Annotated in this window: 18 protein-coding genes and 5 pseudogenes; 12 read left to right on the top strand and 11 right to left on the bottom strand. The window is 71.5% G+C overall.

What is annotated here, in order from left to right; genetic code table 11:
* Nucleotide 1: 1 nt before the first annotated feature.
* Both G5V59_RS33620 and G5V59_RS33615 read right to left on the bottom strand, forming a co-directional pair.
* Complete coding sequence (locus G5V59_RS33620) at nucleotides 2-622, bottom strand: enoyl-CoA hydratase-related protein (RefSeq protein WP_278260228.1); 621 nt, start codon at nucleotides 620-622, stop codon at nucleotides 2-4.
* A 1-nt stretch (nucleotide 623) separates the two neighbouring features.
* A pseudogene (locus tag G5V59_RS33615) lies at nucleotides 624-716 on the bottom strand (enoyl-CoA hydratase/isomerase family protein); the annotation flags it as partial.
* A 196-nt stretch (nucleotides 717-912) separates the two neighbouring features.
* On the opposite strand from G5V59_RS33615, the gene G5V59_RS33610 reads away from it, so the two are divergent.
* Genes G5V59_RS33610 through G5V59_RS33600 form a run of 3 tightly spaced genes read left to right on the top strand, consistent with a single transcriptional unit; the run spans nucleotide 913 to nucleotide 4,542 of the window.
* Complete coding sequence (locus G5V59_RS33610) at nucleotides 913-2,043, top strand: alpha-amylase family glycosyl hydrolase (RefSeq protein ID WP_278259332.1); 1,131 nt, start codon at nucleotides 913-915, stop codon at nucleotides 2,041-2,043.
* A gap of 23 nt (nucleotides 2,044-2,066) precedes the next feature.
* Complete coding sequence (locus G5V59_RS33605; RefSeq protein WP_278259331.1) at nucleotides 2,067-3,020, top strand: hypothetical protein; 954 nt, start codon at nucleotides 2,067-2,069, stop codon at nucleotides 3,018-3,020.
* A gap of 46 nt (nucleotides 3,021-3,066) precedes the next feature.
* Entirely contained in the window at nucleotides 3,067-4,542 is a 1,476-nt protein-coding gene (locus tag G5V59_RS33600) for a S28 family serine protease (protein WP_278259330.1), read from the top strand.
* A 46-nt stretch (nucleotides 4,543-4,588) separates the two neighbouring features.
* Here G5V59_RS33600 and G5V59_RS33595 read toward each other — a convergent pair whose 3' ends face one another.
* A complete protein-coding gene (locus G5V59_RS33595) occupies nucleotides 4,589-4,852 on the bottom strand; it encodes a hypothetical protein (protein WP_278259329.1) in 264 nt (87 codons plus the stop codon).
* A gap of 596 nt (nucleotides 4,853-5,448) precedes the next feature.
* On the opposite strand from G5V59_RS33595, the gene G5V59_RS33590 reads away from it, so the two are divergent.
* Nucleotides 5,449-5,817, top strand: coding sequence for a hypothetical protein (locus G5V59_RS33590; RefSeq protein WP_278259328.1), 369 nt, complete (start codon nucleotides 5,449-5,451; stop codon nucleotides 5,815-5,817).
* Nucleotides 5,818-6,032: 215 nt separating this feature from the next.
* On the opposite strand, the gene G5V59_RS33585 is transcribed toward G5V59_RS33590, so the two are convergent.
* The 5 genes from G5V59_RS33585 to G5V59_RS33565 are packed head-to-tail and all read right to left on the bottom strand — an operon-like array spanning nucleotide 6,033 to nucleotide 8,649.
* The gene (locus G5V59_RS33585) at nucleotides 6,033-6,335 is read right to left on the bottom strand and encodes a hypothetical protein (RefSeq protein WP_278259327.1); all 303 of its coding nucleotides are present in this window, start codon (nucleotides 6,333-6,335) and stop codon (nucleotides 6,033-6,035) included.
* A 14-nt stretch (nucleotides 6,336-6,349) separates the two neighbouring features.
* Complete coding sequence (locus tag G5V59_RS33580) at nucleotides 6,350-6,901, bottom strand: glycogen/starch/alpha-glucan phosphorylase (protein WP_278260227.1); 552 nt, start codon at nucleotides 6,899-6,901, stop codon at nucleotides 6,350-6,352.
* Entirely contained in the window at nucleotides 6,796-7,125 is a 330-nt protein-coding gene (locus G5V59_RS33575) for a hypothetical protein (protein ID WP_278259326.1), read from the bottom strand. The genes G5V59_RS33580 and G5V59_RS33575 overlap by 106 nt, the downstream gene beginning before the upstream one ends.
* On the bottom strand, nucleotides 7,119-7,730 hold the full coding sequence (locus G5V59_RS33570; RefSeq protein WP_278259325.1) for a hypothetical protein: 612 nt from the start codon (nucleotides 7,728-7,730) through the stop codon (nucleotides 7,119-7,121). Before G5V59_RS33570 ends, G5V59_RS33575 begins: the two co-directional genes overlap by 7 nt.
* Nucleotides 7,651-8,649: a DUF3417 domain-containing protein gene (locus tag G5V59_RS33565; protein ID WP_341351096.1), complete on the bottom strand. Its 999-nt coding sequence runs from the start codon at nucleotides 8,647-8,649 to the stop codon at nucleotides 7,651-7,653. The genes G5V59_RS33570 and G5V59_RS33565 overlap by 80 nt, the downstream gene beginning before the upstream one ends.
* A gap of 176 nt (nucleotides 8,650-8,825) precedes the next feature.
* On the opposite strand from G5V59_RS33565, the gene G5V59_RS33560 reads away from it, so the two are divergent.
* From G5V59_RS33560 to G5V59_RS33535, 6 genes and pseudogenes are all read left to right on the top strand, one after another.
* Complete coding sequence (locus G5V59_RS33560) at nucleotides 8,826-9,914, top strand: hypothetical protein (protein WP_278259323.1); 1,089 nt, start codon at nucleotides 8,826-8,828, stop codon at nucleotides 9,912-9,914.
* A 39-nt stretch (nucleotides 9,915-9,953) separates the two neighbouring features.
* Nucleotides 9,954-10,562, top strand: a pseudogene (locus G5V59_RS33555) (maltotransferase domain-containing protein); the annotation flags it as partial.
* A gap of 131 nt (nucleotides 10,563-10,693) precedes the next feature.
* Nucleotides 10,694-12,096, top strand: a pseudogene (locus G5V59_RS33550) (alpha-1,4-glucan--maltose-1-phosphate maltosyltransferase); the annotation flags it as partial.
* 53 nt (nucleotides 12,097-12,149) lie between these two features.
* A pseudogene (treS, locus tag G5V59_RS33545) lies at nucleotides 12,150-13,634 on the top strand (maltose alpha-D-glucosyltransferase); the annotation flags it as partial.
* Nucleotides 13,635-13,844: 210 nt separating this feature from the next.
* Nucleotides 13,845-14,594 (top strand): annotated as a pseudogene (locus G5V59_RS33540) (hypothetical protein); the annotation flags it as partial.
* A complete protein-coding gene (locus G5V59_RS33535; RefSeq protein WP_278259322.1) occupies nucleotides 14,567-15,259 on the top strand; it encodes a hypothetical protein in 693 nt (230 codons plus the stop codon). The pseudogene G5V59_RS33540 and the gene G5V59_RS33535, both read left to right, overlap by 28 nt.
* 32 nt (nucleotides 15,260-15,291) lie before the next feature.
* Here the strand turns inward: G5V59_RS33535 and G5V59_RS33530 are convergent, their stop codons facing one another.
* Together G5V59_RS33530 and G5V59_RS33525 are read right to left on the bottom strand one after the other, a co-directional pair.
* Nucleotides 15,292-15,771 (bottom strand): LysR substrate-binding domain-containing protein, encoded by a 480-nt coding sequence (locus tag G5V59_RS33530; protein ID WP_278259321.1) that lies wholly within the window; start codon nucleotides 15,769-15,771, stop codon nucleotides 15,292-15,294.
* Nucleotides 15,759-16,055 (bottom strand): hypothetical protein, encoded by a 297-nt coding sequence (locus G5V59_RS33525; protein WP_278259320.1) that lies wholly within the window; start codon nucleotides 16,053-16,055, stop codon nucleotides 15,759-15,761. Before G5V59_RS33525 ends, G5V59_RS33530 begins: the two co-directional genes overlap by 13 nt.
* 83 nt (nucleotides 16,056-16,138) lie before the next feature.
* Here G5V59_RS33525 and G5V59_RS33520 point away from each other — a divergent pair, with 83 nt between their 5' ends.
* The gene (locus tag G5V59_RS33520) at nucleotides 16,139-16,711 is read left to right on the top strand and encodes a hypothetical protein (RefSeq protein WP_278259319.1); all 573 of its coding nucleotides are present in this window, start codon (nucleotides 16,139-16,141) and stop codon (nucleotides 16,709-16,711) included.
* Complete coding sequence (locus G5V59_RS33515) at nucleotides 16,696-17,364, top strand: hypothetical protein (RefSeq protein ID WP_278259318.1); 669 nt, start codon at nucleotides 16,696-16,698, stop codon at nucleotides 17,362-17,364. The genes G5V59_RS33520 and G5V59_RS33515 overlap by 16 nt, the downstream gene beginning before the upstream one ends.
* A gap of 188 nt (nucleotides 17,365-17,552) precedes the next feature.
* On the opposite strand, the gene G5V59_RS33510 is transcribed toward G5V59_RS33515, so the two are convergent.
* Nucleotides 17,553-18,479, bottom strand: a complete 927-nt coding sequence (locus G5V59_RS33510) for an MFS transporter (protein ID WP_278260226.1) — start codon at nucleotides 18,477-18,479, stop codon at nucleotides 17,553-17,555.
* Between the last annotated feature and the right edge of the window lie 101 nt (nucleotides 18,480-18,580).

The following is an 18,580-nucleotide window of genomic DNA, read 5'->3' as shown; positions in this document are numbered from 1 at the left end:
ATCACCGTCCCTCGAAGGTGGCCTTGCCCGGCCCGTTGTCGACGAAGGACTGCATGCCGGTCCTGCTGTCCTGGGTGGCGAAGACCGCCGAAAAGTGCTGCCGCTCGATCTGCAGCCCGGTCTCGAGGTCCGCCTCGAGACCGCGGTCGACCGACTCCTTGATCGCCCGCAGCGCGTACGGCGCCGCGGTGGCGAACCTCGCCGCCCAGGCGAGCGCCGCGTCGTACACCTCGGCGGCGGGCAGGACCCGGTCGGCCAGGCCGATCGCGAGCGCCTCGTCCGCCTTCACGAACCGGCCCGTGTAGAGCAGGTCCTTGGCCTTGGCCGGGCCGACCAGCCGCGGCAGCCGCTGGGTGCCGCCGGCGCCGGGGATGATGCCCAGCAGGACCTCCGGCTGGCCGAGCACGGCGTTCTCGGCGACGAACCGCACGTCGGCCGCCAGCGCCAGCTCGCAGCCACCGCCGAGGGCGTAGCCGTTGACGGCCGCGACGACGGGCTTGGGGATGCGGGCGACCGCGTTGACCGCGCCCTGCAGACTTCTCCACCCGGTCGACCATGTCGGTGTACGACATGGCGGCCATCTCCTTGACGTCGTTGCCGGCGGCGAAGACCTTCTCGCCACCCCACACCACGACCGCGCGGACGTCGGAGCGGTCGGTCGCCTCGTCCGCGGCGCGCCGGAGCTCGTCCTGCACCTGGATGCTGATGGCGTTCATCGCCTTGGCCCGGTCGAGCCGGATGGTCCCGACGCCGTCGGCTACCTCCAGGCGCACGAACTCGCTGGTCATCTGCTCCCTCTCACTGGTGGTCAGGGTGGGGCCCCGTCCCGCATTCTGCCGTCACCAGGGACGAAGGTCACCCGAACCCCCGACTTCCGTGGGTCGGCGTGACCGGACCCGGCATGATGGCCCGGTGACGCCCAGCCTCTGGAGAACGCTCGGAGAGCAGGCCGAGGTGTGGCCCGGACGCAACTGGCCGCTCGGTGCGACCTGGTCCCCGGAGTCGACGAACTTCGCCGTGCACGCCCCGAACGCCACCGGGGTGTGGCTGTGCGTCGCCCTCGACGGGCCGGGCGAGGCCGAGCGGCGCTACGCCCTGAGCGAGCAGTCCCTCGGCATCTGGCACGGCGCGCTGCCGGGGATCGCTCCCGGCACCCGCTACGGCTACCGCGTCGACGGTCCCGACGCGCCCGAGGAGGGGATGCGCTTCGACTCCTCCGTGCTGCTGCTCGACCCGTACGCGCTCGCGGTCTCCGGTGAGGCCGGCTCCGCCTGGAGCGTGGTCGTGGACCCGTCGTTCGACTGGCAGGGCGACAGCCCGATCCGGCGCCGCTTCCTCGACACGGTGATCTACGAGCCTGCACGTCAAGGGCTTCACGCAGTCTGCACGACCGGATCCCCGAGGAGGTGCGCGGCACCTACGCCGGCCTCGGCCACCCCGTCGTCACCGACTACCTGCGCGACCTCGGCGTCACCGCGGTCGAGCCTGCTGCCGGTGCACCAGTTCTTCTCGGAGCCCGCCCTCGTCGAGCGCGGCACGGTCAACTACTGGGGCTACAACTCGATCGGGTACTTCGCGCCGCACGCCGCCTACGCCGCGAGCGGGGACCGCGGCCAGCAGGTCGCCGAGTTCAAGGAGATGGTCCGCAGCCTGCACACCGCGGGCATCGAGGTGATCCTCGACGTCGTCTACAACCACACCGCCGAGGCGGGGCCCGACGGGCCGACGTACTCCTTCCGGGGGTACGACGACTGCGGCTTCTACCGGCGCATCCCGCCGGGCACCTCGCACGAGTTCGACGACACCTACTGGGACGTCACCGGCTGCGGCAACACCGTCAACACCGAGGACCCGCTGGCCCTGCGGCTGATCCTGGACTCGCTGCGCTACTGGGTCACCGAGATGCACGTCGACGGCTTCCGGTTCGACCTGATGTCGGCGTTGACCCGCACGGCCGGCACCAACGTCGTACCGGTCGACATGGCATGCCAGCCTGCTCACCGCCATCGGCCAGGACCCCGTGCTGCGGCACGTGAAGGCTGATCGCGGAGCCGTGGGACGTGTCCATGGACGGCTACCTCGTCGGGAAGATGCCGCCGCCGTGGGTGGAGTGGAACGACCAGTACCGCGACACCATCCGCGACTTCTGGCGCGGGCAGAGCGCCGGCACACAGACCGTGGCCACCCGGCTCGCCGGCTCCTCCGACCTCTACGCCGACGACGGGCGCTCGGCGTACAACTCGGTCAACTTCGTCACCGCCCACGACGGCTTCACGGTGCGGGACCTGGTCTCCTACGACGCCAAGCACAACGAGGCCAACGGCGAGGACAACCGCGACGGCACCGACAACAACCGCTCCTGGAACCACGGCGCCGAGGGCGAGACCGACGACCCGGAGATCCGCGCGCTCCGCCGGCGCCAGGCCGCGAACCTGATGGCCACGCTGTGCCTGTCCAACGGCGTGCCGATGCTCACCGCCGGCGACGAGCGCGGGCGCACCCAGGGCGGCAACAACAACGCCTACTGCCAGGACAACGAGATCTCCTGGGTCGACTGGCGTCCCGACGACGCCTGGCTCGACGTCTACGAGGTCACCAAGACCGCGCTGCGGCTGCGCCGCGAGCATCCCGCGCTGCGGCAGCGGCACTGGTTCGAGGGCCGGCCCACGATCATCGGCGGCCCCAAGGACCTGGCCTGGCTGCACCCGTCGGGGCGGGAGATGACCGACGAGGACTGGTACGACGCGGGGCTGCGCACCGTCGGCATGTTCGTCTCCGGCAAGCCGCTGCGCACTCCGGGCCCGCACGGAGAGCAGCAGATCGACTCCTCCTTCCTGCTGTGGTTCCACGCCGGCGCCGAGCCGGCGGAGGTCTACCTGCCCGACAACGACTGGGTCTCGGCGGGCGCGATCGTGCTGTCCACGGACCCGGGGCTGCCCGAGGGCAAGCGGGTGGAGGTCGGCGAGGTGCTGACCCTCGGCGCCCGCACGGTGGTGGTCATGGAGGAAGCCGCCGACTAGGGTCGCGGGCACCGCACAACTCCACACCTTTCTCGGGAGGTCACCCATGCCCCGCCTCAGGTCCGCCCTCGGCGTCCTGCTCACCACGGTCGTCGCGACGACCGGGCTCACCCTCAGCCCCGCGGTCTCCGCTCCCCCGTCGGCACCGGCCGCGCCCGCGCAGGCGCCTGCCGCCGCCGACATCCGCGACCAGGTCGCGGCGCTGCCCGGCGTCACCTCGGTGACCGAGGCGACCGCGCCCGCCGGCTACCGCTTCTTCAAGATCACCTTCCGCCAGCCGGTCGACCACCGGCACCCCAGGGCCGGCACCTTCGAGCAGCGGCTCTCGCTGCTGCACAAGGACACCGCGCGGCCGATGGTGATGTACACCAGCGGCTACAACCTCTCGGCCAACCCCAGCCGCAGCGAGCCGACGCAGATCGTCGACGGCAACCAGGCTGAGCATGGAGTACCGCTTCTTCGAGCCATCGATCCCCGCGAAGCCGGACTGGCCGAAGCAGGCTCACCATCTGGCAGGCCGCCTCCGACCAGCACCGGATCATCCAGTCCTTCAAGCGGCTCTACACGAAGAGCCTGGATCACCACCGGCGGCTCCAAGGGCGGCATGACCGCGACCTACCACCGCCGCTTCTTCCCGAACGACGTCGACGGCACCGTCCCCTACGTCGCCCCGAACGACGTCGACAACGACCGCGACGCCTACAACTCCTTCCTCGCCAACGTCGGCACCGACCCCGCCTGCCGGACCGCGCTGACCGCGGTGCAGCGCCGGATCCTAGGCCCCGACCGCGCCTGGTTCCTCGAGCGCACCCGACAGGACGCCGAAGCGACCGGTGACACCTGGCAGATCCTCGGCAGCCTCGACCGCGGCATGGAGACGGCCGTGATCGACCTGTACTTCACGTTCTGGCAGTACTCCCCGCAGTCGGCGTGCGCCGCGGTCCCGGGAGCCAGTGCGACGAACGAGCAGGTCTGGGACTGGACACAGGGCGTCGTACCGCTGACGAGTCTATCTGGACCAGGGCCTGCGCGGCACCCTCGCGTACTACTACCAGGCGGCCTACCAGACTCGGCTGGTACGAGGCCTACGAGGCGCCGCTCGCCGACCTGCTGCACTACCCCGGCGGCTGGGGCGGCGCGAACTTCGTGCCCGCCGAGCTCAAGCCGATCCGCTTCGACCGCCGCGCGATGCCCGACATCGACCGCTGGGTGCGCACCCGCTCCACGAACATGCTCTACGTCTACGGCGGCAACGACCCGTGGGGCGCCGAGCAGTTCACCTGCGGCAAGCGCGCCGAGCGGCGCGAGTGCTCCGTGCACGTGGTCGCCGGCGGCACCCACGGTGCCCGGATCGCCCAGGCTCCCCGAGGCCGAGCGACTGAGGGTCACCGCCCAGATCCTCGACTGGGCCGGGCTCGGAGCCTCAGACAAGGCGTCGAAGGCCGTCGCCGGTGACGGCCGGCCCGTGCGCAACGCCAGGCTCGACCGGACGCCGGACTACCTGCGGCCGCTGGGTCGCTGATCGCCTCGTCCCGCCCGGCCGGGTGGCCGGGCGGGACGAGGCCGCCTCACGAGTTCTTGCGCGTGGTCATGGCGAGCACGTGGATGCGCGGCACGCCGCCACACAGCCTGCCGGAAGTCGGTGTTGGTGTTCGGGAGCCCGACCTCGAGGAGCGGGCGGTCCCGGCGAGCAGGCTCGACGTCCAGACTCCATCACGTAGAGATTCGCTGCGCCCGATACGGCGGTAGCCGGCGAGCCGCTGACGTAACCCGGCATCGCCACCGGGGTGAGCGAGGTGGAGCCTTCCTTCGCCACCCTCCCAGCACAGCATTCCCGCCTATTGTGCGTAGCAACGGCGACAGAATATCTACGATCCCGCCTCAGGCCTGTTTGGCGTGATTAATTCGAACGGCGCACCCAAAACGCTCTACCGGCCAGACCCAGCGAAACATGGGAGAGGAACAAATGAGGCATACTTCCGCAGTCAGAGATGAACGGCACTTCTGTCCGGTTTGCGGATACAAGTCGAAGGATCTTCCTTGGGGCGAGGATGGGAAGACGCCAAGTTTTGATATATGTCCTTGCTGCGGCGTCGAATGGGGCTACACAGATTCGACAGCAGCAAGTATCGCAAGGCTTCCGAAAGCAATGGCTTTCGGAAGGGGCGCGATGGCAGGACAAATATGTGCAGACAGACGGACTTTCAACAGCGGTCCGCCTGCATCAAATCGGCATTGACCTTCCTGTGGAGACCTAGAGAACCTTAGGAGGGCCGAGAGTGCGCTGCAAGGCGCTCTTCTCAATCAGCATCTTCGTCAACTAGAACGCTATGGCACCGCGGGGCCCCCGCATCGAAGAAGGGAGAGATGGTTGGTCGGCGGTTGGTGCGTGAATGGGATCCGCTCACCGGAGCAACAAGAACCTGGCATGAAACACTCGATGGCGCAGGCAACATACGCATTGTTCGTCCCGAAACGGGAGGACCGAAGACTCATTACAGGCTTTGACGAACTCTGGAAACTACGGAGGGTCCTGGTGATGGATAGCGCCTCTCTGAGCGTCTCAGCGATCCGACAGCAATATCTAGGCGTTCTTGAGGGCGCAATCTCAAGGGAAGCAGCGGCTGACTGGGCTGCAGCGTGGATCACGAGAGCAGACCCGCCCCTCGTCGACCTGCCGCTTTGGGATGCAGTGAAAGATCTTGCAGGGATCGACCTGCGCGTGGCTCCGGAGGAGTACCTGCATACCGAATCCGACATCCGGGAGTGGCTCGGTCGCCTAGACGACCAGGTCTAGATCGGATCCACGGAGGGTGCGCTGCCACCGATACGAAAACGTCCCGAGATAGTCGCTGATCTTTTGGCGGCGACCCCACGACACGCGTCGATCATCGAAGCCACAGAGGTCCCAGGTCGTCCAAGCGGTGTTGGTTTCAGTCACCGCTTCGATGGCTGACCTGTCCTGGCTGGCCAGCCTTGGACCTCCTCCAACGAGACGCCTCCAAGGTTTGATCATGCTGTCGACCATAGGGTCACGCCAGCGCGACGACCCCCAGGCTCCGCCGTCGCAACCAGCAACCCGTGCTTCGGTACGACGCGCACGGTGTAGCCGAACGGACCGGGGCGGCCGAGACCGATGTCGCCGTCGAAGCGGTGCCGTCCGCCGTCGTACGACTCGACGAGGCGCAGGGGTGCGACGGCGGAGTCGACGAGGTCGTCCTCGGCGTCGACGCGGCCGTGGACGAGCCTGGACCTCGACGTCGTCGGGGGCGAGGTCGCCGAGGGCGACGTAGGAGTGGACGGAGAGGCCGGCACCGACCTCGGTGACGTCACCGACGCCGTGGGCCTCGACGTGCTCGACCCGCACGGCCGGCCACGAAGAACGCACCCGGGCCTTCCACTCGGCCAGCGAGCGGGCGCCGTCGGGGGTGGAGGCGAGCAGGCGGGAGTTGGCGGCGGCGGGGGCGTAGAGCCTGGGCGATGTAGTCGCGGACCATGCGGGTGGCGAGGACCTTGGGACCGAGGTTGGCCCAGGTGTGGCGCAGCATCTCCACCCAGCGCAGCGGGACGCCCTCGGAGTCGACGTCGTAGAAGCGGGGGGCGACCTCGTTCTCGATGAGGTCGTAGAGGGCGGCGGCCTCGAGGTCGTCGCGCTTGTCGGAGTAGTCCTCCAGGCCGTCGGCGGATGGGATCGGCCAGCCGAACTCCGGCTCGTACCACTCGTCCCACCAGCCGTCGAGGATCGAGAGGTTGAGCCCGCCGTTGAGGGAGGCCTTCATGCCGGAGGTGCCGCACGCCTCGTAGGGGCGCAGCGGGTTGTTGAGCCACACGTCGCAGCCGGGGTAGAGCGGCTGCGCGAGGGCGATGTCGTAGTTGGGCAGGAAGACGATGCGGTGGCGCACGTCCTCGGTGTCGGCGAAGCGCACCAGGCTCCTGGATCAGCCGCTTGCCGCCGTCGTCGGCGGGGTGCGCCTTGCCGGCGACGACGAGTCTGGACGGGCCGTTCGGGGTGGAGCAGGAGCGACTTGAGCCGCTCGGGATCGCGCAGCATCAGCGTCAGGCGCTTGTACGACGGCACGCGGCGGGCGAACCCGATCGTCAGCACGTCCGGGTCGAGGGCCTCGTCGATCCAGCCCAGGCTCGGCGGGTGCGGCACCGCGCTTCTCCCACGACTTGCGCAGCCGGCGGCGGGCGTCGGCGACCAGCCGCTCGCGCAGCGCCCGCTTCGTCCCCCACACGTCGGGTCCGGGGACCTTGTCGAAGGCGGCCCAGAAGGCCTCGGCGTCGTCGCCCTCGGGGTCGCCGCCCTGCGCGGCGCCCAGCGCCAGCACCTCCGGCGCGACCCAGGTGGGGGCGTGCACGCCGTTGGTGATCGAGGTGATCGGGACCTCGGCCTCGTCGAAGGCGGGCCACAGCCCGTTGAACATCCCGCGGCTGACGTGCCCGTGCAGACTGAGAGACGCCGTTGGCACGCTGCGCGAGCCGGAAGCCCATCACGGCCATGTTGAAGACGCCGGGGTCGCCGCCGTCGTAGTCCTCGGCGCCGAGGGCGAGCACCCGGTCGACGGGTACGCCGGGCGTGGCGCCCTGGTCGCCGAGGTGCTGCTCGACGAGCTCCCGCGGGAAGCGGTCAATGCCTGCGGGCACGGGCGTGTGCGTGGTGAAGACGGTCGACGTACGGCCGATCTCCAGGGCGGTCGCGAAGTCCACCTGGCCGTCGGCGGTCGACTCGCGGATCCGCTCCACGCCGAGGAAGCCGGCATGACCCTCGTTGGTGTGGAAGACCTCCGGCGCCGGGGCGCCGGTGATCCGGGAGTAGGCCCGCAGCGCGCGGACGCCGCCGACGCCGAGGAGCAGGCTCCTGACGCAGCCGGTGCTCGGTGTTGCCGCCGTAGAGCCGGTCGGTGACGAGGCGGTACTGCTCGGGGTTGGCCTCGAAGTCGGTGTCGAGCAGCAGCAGCGGCACCCGGCCGACCGAGGCCACCCAGACCTGCGCGAGCAGGTCGGGGCCACCGGGCAGGCGCAGGGAGACGGTGGCGCGCTCGCCGTCGGCCTCGCGCAGCAGCGAGATCGGCAGCCCGTCCGGGTCGAGCACGGGGTAGGACTCGACCTGCCAGGCCTCGCGGGACAGCGCCTGCTTGAAGTACCCGTGGCGGTAGAGCAGCCCGACGCCGACGATCGGCGCGCCGAGGTCGCTGGCCGCCTTGAGGTGGTCACCGGCGAGGATGCCGAGGCCGCCGGAGTACTGCGGCAGCACGGCGGTGATGCCGAACTCCGGGGAGAAGTAGGCGATCGAGGCGGGCCAGGTCTGCTCGGGCGCGGCGGCCGAGGCGCGCTGGTACCACCGCTCCCCCGTCAGGTACGACGCGAGGTCGGCCCGCACCTCGGCGACCCGGGCGACGTACGACGCGTCGGCGGCCAGGCTCCGCCCACCGCTCGGCCGAGACCTCGCCGAGCAGCCGGAGCGGGTCGTGGCCCACGGCCAGCCAGCCGGCGGGATCGATCTCCCGGAACAGGCTCCTGGGTCGGCGGGTGCCAGGACCAGCGCAGGTTGGCGGCGAGACTCACCGAGACCGGCGAGCGCGTCGGGCAGGACGGGGCGGACCGTGAACCTCCGGATCGCACGCATGGGGCTGACGTTATCGAAGCCACTTGAACGTTCCAATCCCGCCCGCGCCCAGAAGTCGGGACGACGTCCCGTAACCCCGGGCGCCGGACGCGGTTGTAGGGGGCAGCGGACGGGTGAGGCGGGTCATGGGGGCTTCCTCACCCGTCCTGGCTTTTTGCGGGCCTAGGCTGGCGGCGATGAGCACCCCACTGCGCCCCGTCGCCCACCACCAGCGCCATGTCGCCGATCTGCTCGCCCGTCCGGGCGCGTGGCCGACCGAGCGGGTGCCGCTCGACGAGGCCCGCGGGCGGGTGCTCGCCGCGGCGGTGCGGGCGGCCGAGCAGGCTGCCGTCCTTCGACAACTCCGGCATGGACGGCTACGCCGTCCGGGCGGCCGAGGTGGCCGGAGCCTCCGCCGAGCAGCCGGTACGGCTGCCGGTGACGGGCGACGTCCCGGCCGGTGCGCCCGTCGGCGACCTCGCTCCCGGCACCACCGTGCGGATCATGACCGGCGCGCCGGTCCCCGCGGCGCGGACGCGGTGGTCGAGGTCGAGGTGACCGACGGCGGCACCGAGACGGTCGCGATCAGCGCCGCCCGCGACGTGGGCAGGCTTCGTGCGCCCCGCCGGTGGCGACGTCGCGGTCGGCGACGAGGTGCTGTCGGCCGGAGCCGTGCTCGGCGCCGCCCAGGCTGGGCGTTCTGTCCGCGCTCGGCGTCCGCGAGGTCGAGGTGCGCCGCCGACCGCGCGTGCTCGTGGTCTCCACCGGCTCGGAGGCTCGCCGAGGAGCCGGAGCCCGGCTCGGGCCAGATCCGCGACGCCAACGGGGTGCTGCTCTCGGCCGCCGTCGAGGACGCCGGTGCGGTCGCCGTACGACGCCTGTGGGTCGCCGACGACGTCGGCGGCTTCCTCGCCCGCATCGACGACGAGTCTCTCCGGCGGGGACGTGGACCTGGTGCTGACCTCCGGCGGGGTGAGCGCGGGCGCCTACGAGGTGGTCAAGGACGCGCTCGGCCCGCGCGGCGTGGAGTTCGTCAAGGTCGCCATGCAGCCGGGGATGCCGCAGGGCTCGGGGCTGGTCTCCGGGGTGCCGGTGGTCTGCCTGCCGGGCAACCCGGTGAGCGCGCTGACCTCGTGGGAGGTCTTCGTGCGCCCGGCCCTGCGGGCGGCGTACGGGCACCCGCTGCCGTCGCGCCCGGTGGTCCGCGCCCGGCTCACCGAGGCGCTCACCGCGCTGCCCGCCAAGCGGCAGTGGCGCCGGGCCCGGCTGGACCGCGCGCGCGGTGAGGTGACGCCCTGGGGACCCGCCGGATCCGGCTTTCTCGGATGGTTCGCGGGAGCGGACGCACTGATCGACCTGACTCCGGGTACCGGGCCGCTGGCGCCGGGCGACACGGTCGACGTGTGGGACTTGGCCAACGGTTAGGACTCATCGATAGGTTCGGAGACATGGTCGGACGCATCCCCGTCATCGACGTTCAGCCGGTGCTCGACACCGGGCCTACCGAGGGACCGCTGCCGGCGAAGGCCAGTGCCGGCGAGCCGTTCCCGGTCAGCGCCACGGTGTTCCGCGAGGGCCACGACAGGTTCGGCGCCGAGGTCGTCCTCGTCGGCCCGGACGGCAAGCGGCGCCCACCGGTCCGGATGAGCGCGGTGACGGCGGTCGACCGGCACACCGTGGACCGCTACCAGGCCTGGGTGACGCCGGACGCGGTCGGGTCGTGGGCCTTCGAGGTGCATGCCTGGGCCGATCCGGTGGCCACCTGGCAGCACGCCGCGGGCATCAAGATCCGCGCAGGGATCGACACCGAGTCGATGTTCGCCGAGGGCGCGCTGCTGCTCGAGCGGGTGCTCGCCGGCGGCGTGGGCAAGGCCGAGAAGGCCACCGTCCAGGCGGCGCTCAAGGCCGCCCGCGACTCCGGTCGTCCCGCCGAGGCGCGGCTCGCGCAGGCTGGAGTCGCCCGACCTGGGAGCCGTGCTGCTCGCGCACCCGCTGCGCGACCTGCTGACGATCAGCGGCCCCTACCCCGTCTACGCCGACCGGGCCCGGGCCCGCTTCGCCAGGCTGGTACGAGTTCTTCCCCCGCTCGGAGGGTGCGACGTACGACAAGGCGACGGGTGCGGTCGTCTCCGGCACCTTCGCGACGGCGGCCGAGCGGCTGCCCGCGGTCGCGGCGATGGGCTTCGACGTGATCTACCTGCCGCCGATCCACCCGATCGGCGAGGTCAACCGCAAGGGCCCGAACAACGCGGTCCTCCCCGACGGCGAGCCGACCCCCGAGGACTGGACCGGCTCCCCGTGGGCGATCGGCAGCAAGCACGGCGGGCACGACGCGATCCACCCGGACCTGGGCACCTTCGCCGACTTCGACGCCTTCGTCGCCGCCGCCGCGGAGTCCGGCCTGGAGGTGGCGCTCGACCTGGCCCTGCAGTGCGCGCCCGACCACCCGTGGGTGAGCGCGCACCCGGAGTGGTTCACCACCCGCGCGGACGGCTCGATCGCCTACGCGGAGAACCCGCCCAAGAAGTACCAGGACATCTATCCCGTCAACTTCGACGACGACCCCGAGGGCATCGCCAACGAGGTGCTGCGGGTGGTGCGGCTGTGGATGTCCCACGGCGTGCGCACCTTCCGCGTCGACAACCCGCACACCAAGCCGGTCGCCTTCTGGCAGTGGCTGCTGGCGGAGGTACGACGCACCGACCCCGACGTCGTCTTCCTCTCCGAGGCCTTCACCAAGCCGCCGATGATGCAGACCCTCGGCGCCATCGGCTTCCACCAGTCCTACACGTACTTCACCTGGCGCACCGAGAAGGAGGAGATCGAGGACTACCTGCGCGAGGTCACCACCGAGTCGGCCCATCGCCTGCGCCCGAACTTCTTCGTCAACACCCCCGACATCCTCCACGAGTTCCTGCAGTACGGCGGACCCGCGGCCTTCAGGATCCGGGCCGCCCTCGCGGCGATGTCCTCGCCGCTGTGGGGCATGTACGCCGGCTACGAGCCTGGGCGAGCACGTCGCCGTGCGGCCGGGCAGCGAGGAGTACCTCGACTCGGAGAAGTACCAGATCCGCGTGCGGGACTGGGCCGCGGCGACCGCGCCCGGCACGGTCGGGGGCGACCTCACGGCGTACGTCAGCAGGCTGAACGCGATCCGCCGCGCGCACCCGGCGCTGCAGACTGCTGCGCAACCTCACCGTGCACCCGACGAGCGACGAGCACGTGTTGTGCTTCTCCAAGACCGCCGGCGCCGACCGGGTCGTCGTGGTGCTGAACCTCGACCCGCACCAGGCGCACGAGGCGATGGTCCACCTCGACCTGGCGGCGCTGGGCATGCTGCCCGGGGCGACGTACTCGGTGGAGGACGAGATCACCGGCAGCACGTGGACGTGGGGCGAGGACAACTACGTCCGGCTCACCCCCGCGGAGCCGGCGCACATCCTCGTCGTGAAGGGGGCCGACGCATGAGCGAGGTCATGACAGGCAGCAACAACCCGAGCGTGGTGCTGGGCGAGGAGCCGGAGTGGTTCCGCACGGCGGTGTTCTACGAGGTGCTGGTGCGCTCCTTCCGCGACGCCGACGCCGACGGCACCGGCGACTTCCGCGGGCTCACCGAGAAGCCTGGACTACCTGCAGTGGCTCGGAGTCGACTGCCTGTGGGTGCCGCCGTTCTTCACCTCGCCGCTGCGCGACGGGGGCTACGACGTCGCGGACTACACCGACATCCTCCCCGAGTGCGGGACGGTCGAGGACTTCCACGCCTTCCTCGACGCGGCGCACGAGCGCGGCATCCGGGTGATCATCGACTTCGTCATGAACCACACCAGTGACGCGCACCCGTGGTTCCAGGCCTCGCGCAACGACCCCGACGGCCCCTACGGCGACTTCTACGTGTGGTCCGACACCGACGACCTCTACCAGGACGCGCGGATCATCTTCGTCGACACCGAGCCCTCGAACTGGACCTGGGACCAGACCCGCGGCCAGTACTACTGGCACCGCTTCTTCCACCACCAGCCCGACCTCAACTTCGACAACCCGAAGGTGCAGGACGCGATGCTGGAGGCGATGGCCTTCTGGCTCGACATGGGCCTCGACGGCTTCCGGCTGGATGCGGTGCCCTACCTGTACGAGCGCCCGGGCACCAACGGCGAGAACCTGCCCGAGACGCACCAGATGCTCAAGAGGGTCCGCAAGTTCGTCGACGACAACTACCCCGGCCGGGTGCTGCTGTGCGAGGCGAACCAGTGGCCGACCGACGTGGTGGAGTACTTCGGCGACCCCGAGGTCGGTGGCGACGAGTGCCACATGGCCTTCCACTTCCCGGTGATGCCGCGCATCTTCATGGCCGTACGACGCGAGTCCCGCTTCCCGATCTCGGAGATCATGGAGCAGACCCCGGACATCCCCTCGGGCTGCCAGTGGGGCATCTTCCTGCGCAACCACGACGAGCCTGACCCTGGAGATGGTCACCGACGAGGACCGCGACTACATGTGGGGCGAGTACGCCAAGGACCCCCGCATGAAGGCCAACATCGGCATCCGCCGCCGGCTCGCGCCGCTGCTCGACAACGACACCAACCAGATCGAGTCTGTTCACCGCGCTGCTGCTCTCCCTGCCCGGCTCCCCCGTCCTCTACTACGGCGACGAGATCGGGATGGGCGACAACATCTGGCTCGGTGACCGCGACGGCGTCCGTACGCCGATGCAGTGGACCCCCGACCGCAACGCGGGCTTCTCCGCCGCGACCCCCGGCAAAGCTTGCACCTGCCGGCGATCCAGGACCCGGTCTACGGCTACCAGAGCGTCAACGTCGAGGCGCAGGCTGGAGAACCCCTCCTCGCTGCTGCACTGGACCCGCCGGATGATCCACATCCGCCGCCAGCACGACGCCTTCGGCCTGGGCACCTTCGAGGACCTGGGCGGGTCCAACCCGACGGTGCTGTCCTACGTGCGCGAGTCGCCCGACGGCTCCGACGTGATCCTGTGCGTCAACAACCTGTCCCGCTTCCCGCAGCCTGTCGAGCCTGGACCTGCGCCGCTTCGAGGGCCGGGTGCCGGTCGAGCCTGATCGGCGGCGTCCCGTTCCCCCGGATCGGCGAGCCTCCCGTATCTGCTGACGCTGAGTGGGCACGGCTTCTACTGGTTCCGGCTCACGGATCCCGACACCACCGGAAGGCCCGTCCTGTGATCGAGCAGGCTCCTCGCCCGCAGCCGCTGGTTCGGCGGCAAGGGGCGGACGTTCGCGGTCACCGGGACCACCGAGGTGGGCAGCCTCGGCACCTCCCCCGAGGTCGTGGTGCTCCTCGTCGAGGTCACCTACGACGAGGGCGACACCGAGACCTACCAGGTCCCCCTCGCCCTGTACGACGCGCCGCAGGACCGTCTCGAGCACGCCCTCGTCGGGACCTGGGCGGGCCGCACGGCCTACGACGCGGTGCGGGACCGGGACGCCATGGCGGCGTACCTCTCCGCGTTCGGCAGCCCGCCGGACGGGCCGCTCCGCTTCGTCCGGCTCGAGGGCTACGACCTGGACCTGGCGGCGCCCGCCAGCCTGTTCAGCGGGGAGCAGTCGAACTCGTCGGTGTTCTTCGGCGAGGACTCCGTGCTCAAGCCTGTTCCGCAAAGCCTGACCCCGGGAGAGAACCCCGACGTCACCACGCACCGTGCGCTCACCGAGGCCGGCTCCCCGCACATCGCCGCGCTCTACGGCTGGATCGAGCACGACGACCTCCAGACTCGGGATGCTCCAGCAGTTCCTGCGCACCGCCTCCGACGGCTGGGGCCAGGCCCTGGCCAGCGTGCGCGACCTGTTCGCCGAGGCCGACCTGCACGCAGAGGAGGTCGGCGGGGACTTCGCCGGCGAGGCCGCCCGCCTCGGCGAGGCCCTCGCCGACGTGCACGCCCAGGCTCCGCGAGGCCTTCCCCACCTCCACCATGTCGGCCTCGGTGCTCGCCGAGGTGATGGCCCAGCGTCTCGACGCGGCGATCGGCGTGGTGCCCGAGCCTGGCCGAGCACGCCGAGGGCGCGAAGGACCTCTTCGCCGCGGTCGCCGGGCTCGGCGAGATCCCGGTCCAGCGGGTCCACGCCGACCTCCACCTCGGCCAGACCCTGCGCACGGTCAACGGCTGGAAGTTCGTGGACTTCGAGGGCGAGCCCGCCAAGACCCTCGCCGAGCGGCTGCTCCCGGACTCGCCGTGGCGCGACGTCGCCGGGATGACCCGCTCCTTCGACTACGCCCCGCACGCCGTCGCGGCCTCGATGCCCGAGGAGGACCCGGACGTGCTCCACCAGCGCGCCATCCGCGCGGGCGAGTGGGCCCGGCGCAACCGCAAGGCGTTCCTGGCGTCGTATTGCGGGGAGGGCGGGCTGGGCCCGGCCGACCGGACCCTGCTCACGGCGTACGTCGTCGACAAGGCGGTCTACGAGTGCCTCTACGAGGCCCGCAACCGCCCGTCGTGGCTGTCGATCCCGCTCGCCGGGGTGGCCCGGCTCGTCGGCTGATCCCAGGCTCATTGCGGGCACCCGGCGCGGCCGGCCGCCTCGGCCACGACCATCTCCGCGAGCCGCGCGGCGGCGGCGCTCGGGGTCCGGCCGGCGGGCGTGGCCAGCCCCATCGGCCAGGCTGAGGTCGGCGCCCTCGACGGCCCGGACGACGGTGTCAGGCCCGAGCCGCTCGGTGGTGAAGCGCGGCAGGATGGCGATGCCGAGACCGTGCCGGACGTAGGCTCGGTGCGGTCGCGATGTCGGCGACCTCGATCACCACCCGGCGCGCGACGCCGGCCGCCTCGAAGGCCCGGTCGACCACGCCGCGGTTGCCGAAGCCGAGCGGTGAGTCCACGAAGTCGCGCTCGGCGAGGTCGGCGACCGTGATCCGCCGGTGCCCGGCCAGCGGGTCGCCGGCGGGCAGCACCAGGTCCATGGGCACGTCGCCGAGGTGGGTCAGCCGCACGCCCGCCGGTCGCGGGCCGGGCACCGAGACGAAGGCCAGGTCCAGGCGCCGCTCGGCTACCGCGTCGACCAGGCCGAGGGAGCCGGAGGGCGCGGCACTCAGCCGGAGCGCGACGCCGGGGTGGGCGTGGTGGAAGCGCGCCAGGACGGCCGGTACGTCGAGCCAGCCCACCGAGGTCAGCGTGCCCACCCGGACCGTGCCGCGCAGCCCGCCCCGGGCGGCGGCGACCGCGTCCCGCCCGTCGCGGGCAGCATCGAGGCTGGCGCGCGCGTGCGGCAGGAGCACCGCCCCGGCATCGGTGAGCGCGACCCGGCGCGAGGTGCGCTCGAGCAGCGGGGTGCCGAGTCTCGCGCTCCAGCGCCTTGACCCCGGCGGAGACTGCGGACTGCACGACGTGCAGCCGGGCTGCGGCCGCGGTGAAGGCTCGCCTCCTCGGCGACGGCGACGAAGTAGTCCAGGTGGCGCGACTCCATGGAGCCAATCTATCGCGTCACCTGATCGATCCGAGCATGATTCTTCGTTGGACGTGATGGCTGTGGTCCATCAGGCTGGAGCCATGACGATCACCGCGCCCGCTCCTGCTCCCGCGGCCGCTCCCCGCTCGACGGGCCACGGCGGCGGCTTCTGGTACGTCGCCTTCGCCTTCCTCGTCGCGATGGCGTTCTCGACCGTGCCGGCCCCGCTCTTCCCCGTCTACCAGGCGCGCGACGGCTTCTCGACCTTCATGATCACGGTGGTCTTCGCGGCGTACGCCGTCGGCGTGGCCACCGCGCTCGTGCTCGCCGGCCACGTCTCGGACTGGCTCGGGCGGCGCCGGGTGCTCGTGCCGGCGCTCGTCCTGGAGCCTGGTCGCCGCCGTGCTCTTCCTCAGCGGTGCCGACCTCGGCACCCTGTTGGTGGCCCGCTTCGTCAACGGGCTCGGCGTCGGGATGCTGACGGCGACCGCCACCGCCGCGCTCGCCGACCTCGACGCCCGGCACCGCCCCGACGCCGGGCCGCGCCGCTTCGAGGTGGTCTCGACGACCGCCAACATCGGCGGCCTCGGGGCCGGCGCCCTGCTCACCGGTGCCCTCGCGGAGTGGGCGCCCGCTCCCCCTGCGGACCGCCTACGTCGTGTTCGTGGCCCTGATCGCCGTCGCCCTCGTCGCGGTGGTGCTCACCCCGGAGACCGTCGAGCGCCCGGCCGAGCGTCCGTCGTACCGTCCCCAGCGGCCGCGGGCCGACCGCCGCGAGCCACGCACCTGGCTCGCGGCGGTGCTGTCCGGCTTCGTGGCCTTCGGGGTCTTCGGTCTGTTCACCTCGGTCGCACCGGGCTTCGTCGCCGGCAGCCTGCACCACCCCTCGCGCGCCCTGGCCGGGCTCGTGGTCTTCTCCGTCTTCGGCAGCGCCGCGCTCGCCCAGGCCCTCTCGGGCGGCCTCTCCCTCGCCGTACGCCGCCGGGCGGGACTGCTCGCGGTCGCCGCCGGCCTGGTCCTGCTGACCCTCGGCATGCACGACGCCTCGCTGGGCCTGTTCCTCCTCGGCGGCGTGACCGCCGGCGCCGGAGCCGGGCTGCTCTTCAAGTCCGCGGTCGGCGCCGTCGCCGGGCTGGCCGCGCCGGAGGAGCGCGGCGAGGCGCTGGCCGGGCTCTTCCTCGTCGCCTACCTCGGGATGAGCCTGCCCGCCGTCGGGATCGGCCTGGCGGTGCGCAGCGTCAGCGCGGTCACCGCGATGTCCTGGCTGACGGTGCTCCTGGTGGCGCTGCTGGGTGCGATCGGGCTGCTGGGCCGCCGCCGGGCCTGAGCGGCTAGAGCAGGCTCCACGGGCTCCCGCTCGTGGACGCCCGCGACCGCGCAGTCGCGGTCCTCGATGGCGCAGTGCCAGGCCCAGCAGAGCCTGGCCGGCGCCGACACCGACGAGGGCCGCGGTGGCGAAGCCGAGCGCCGATCCGAGGTGGGGCGTGACGGCGACCGCGGTGACAGCGTTCAGGATCAGTGCAAGGAAGGACGACATCGACACCACCGCACCCAGCCGCTCGGGGAAGAGGTCCAGGAGCAGCAATCTGCATCGTCGGGTAGGTGATCCCGTTGCCCAGCGCGACCAGGCACAGCCCGACCACCGCCCAGGGCAGGTCGGCGGCGAGGGGTGAGGCGGCGACGAGGACGCCGACCACACCGCCGACGAAGGAGGTCGTGCAGCCGATCGAGGTCAGCCTTGCGGGCGGTGATCCGCCCGGCCGCGCGTCCGCACACCCAGGAGCCGGCCATCATGCAGCCGATCATCGGCACGAAGAGCCTTCCAGAAGTCGAGTCTCGCCCTGGCCGAGCACGTCGACGACGAAGATCGCGGCGCCGCCGATGTAGAGGAACTGCGCGCCGAAGATCAGCGCCGTCGACCACGCCAGCCAGTGGAAGGCCGGCCGGCGCGCGACCGCGGCGAGACCGCCGAGGACCACCGCCACCCGCAGTGCGGTACGACGCTCGCGCGGATGCGTCTCCGGCAGGAGCAGCACCACGGCGAGCGCCAGCGCCACCCCCAGGGCGGCCTGGAAGACGAAGATGAGCGGCCAGTCCCCGAGTCTGGAGCACCAGCCCGCCGATGATCGGGCCGATCGCGGGCGCGATGCCGAAGATGACGGCCACCCGGCTCATCAGCCGCTGCGCGGTCGCGCCCTCGAAGAGGTCGCGGATCACGGTGCGGCTGACGATGGTCGCCCCGCCGGCGCTGAGCCCCTGGAAGGCGCGGCCGAGGAGGAGCAGCACCAGGTTCGGCGCGAAGGCGCAGGCGATCGACGCGGCGACGTACACCGCGAGCGAGACGACCATGACCGGTCGGCGCCCGACGGCGTCGGAGATCGGGCCGTGCAGCACGCTCATCGCGGCGAAGGCGGCGAGGTAGACCGTGACGACCAGCCGCAGGCTCGCCGGCGCTGGCGGAGAGGTCGCGGCCCATGTCGGCGAACGCCGGGAAGGGCGTGTCGATGCTGAACGGGCCGATCATCGACAAGAACGCCAGCACG

It is taken from the genome of Nocardioides convexus (genome assembly GCF_011090295.1).
The sequence above is the reverse complement of the archived record's forward strand: the minus strand, read 5'-3'. Positions and strand labels throughout refer to the sequence as shown.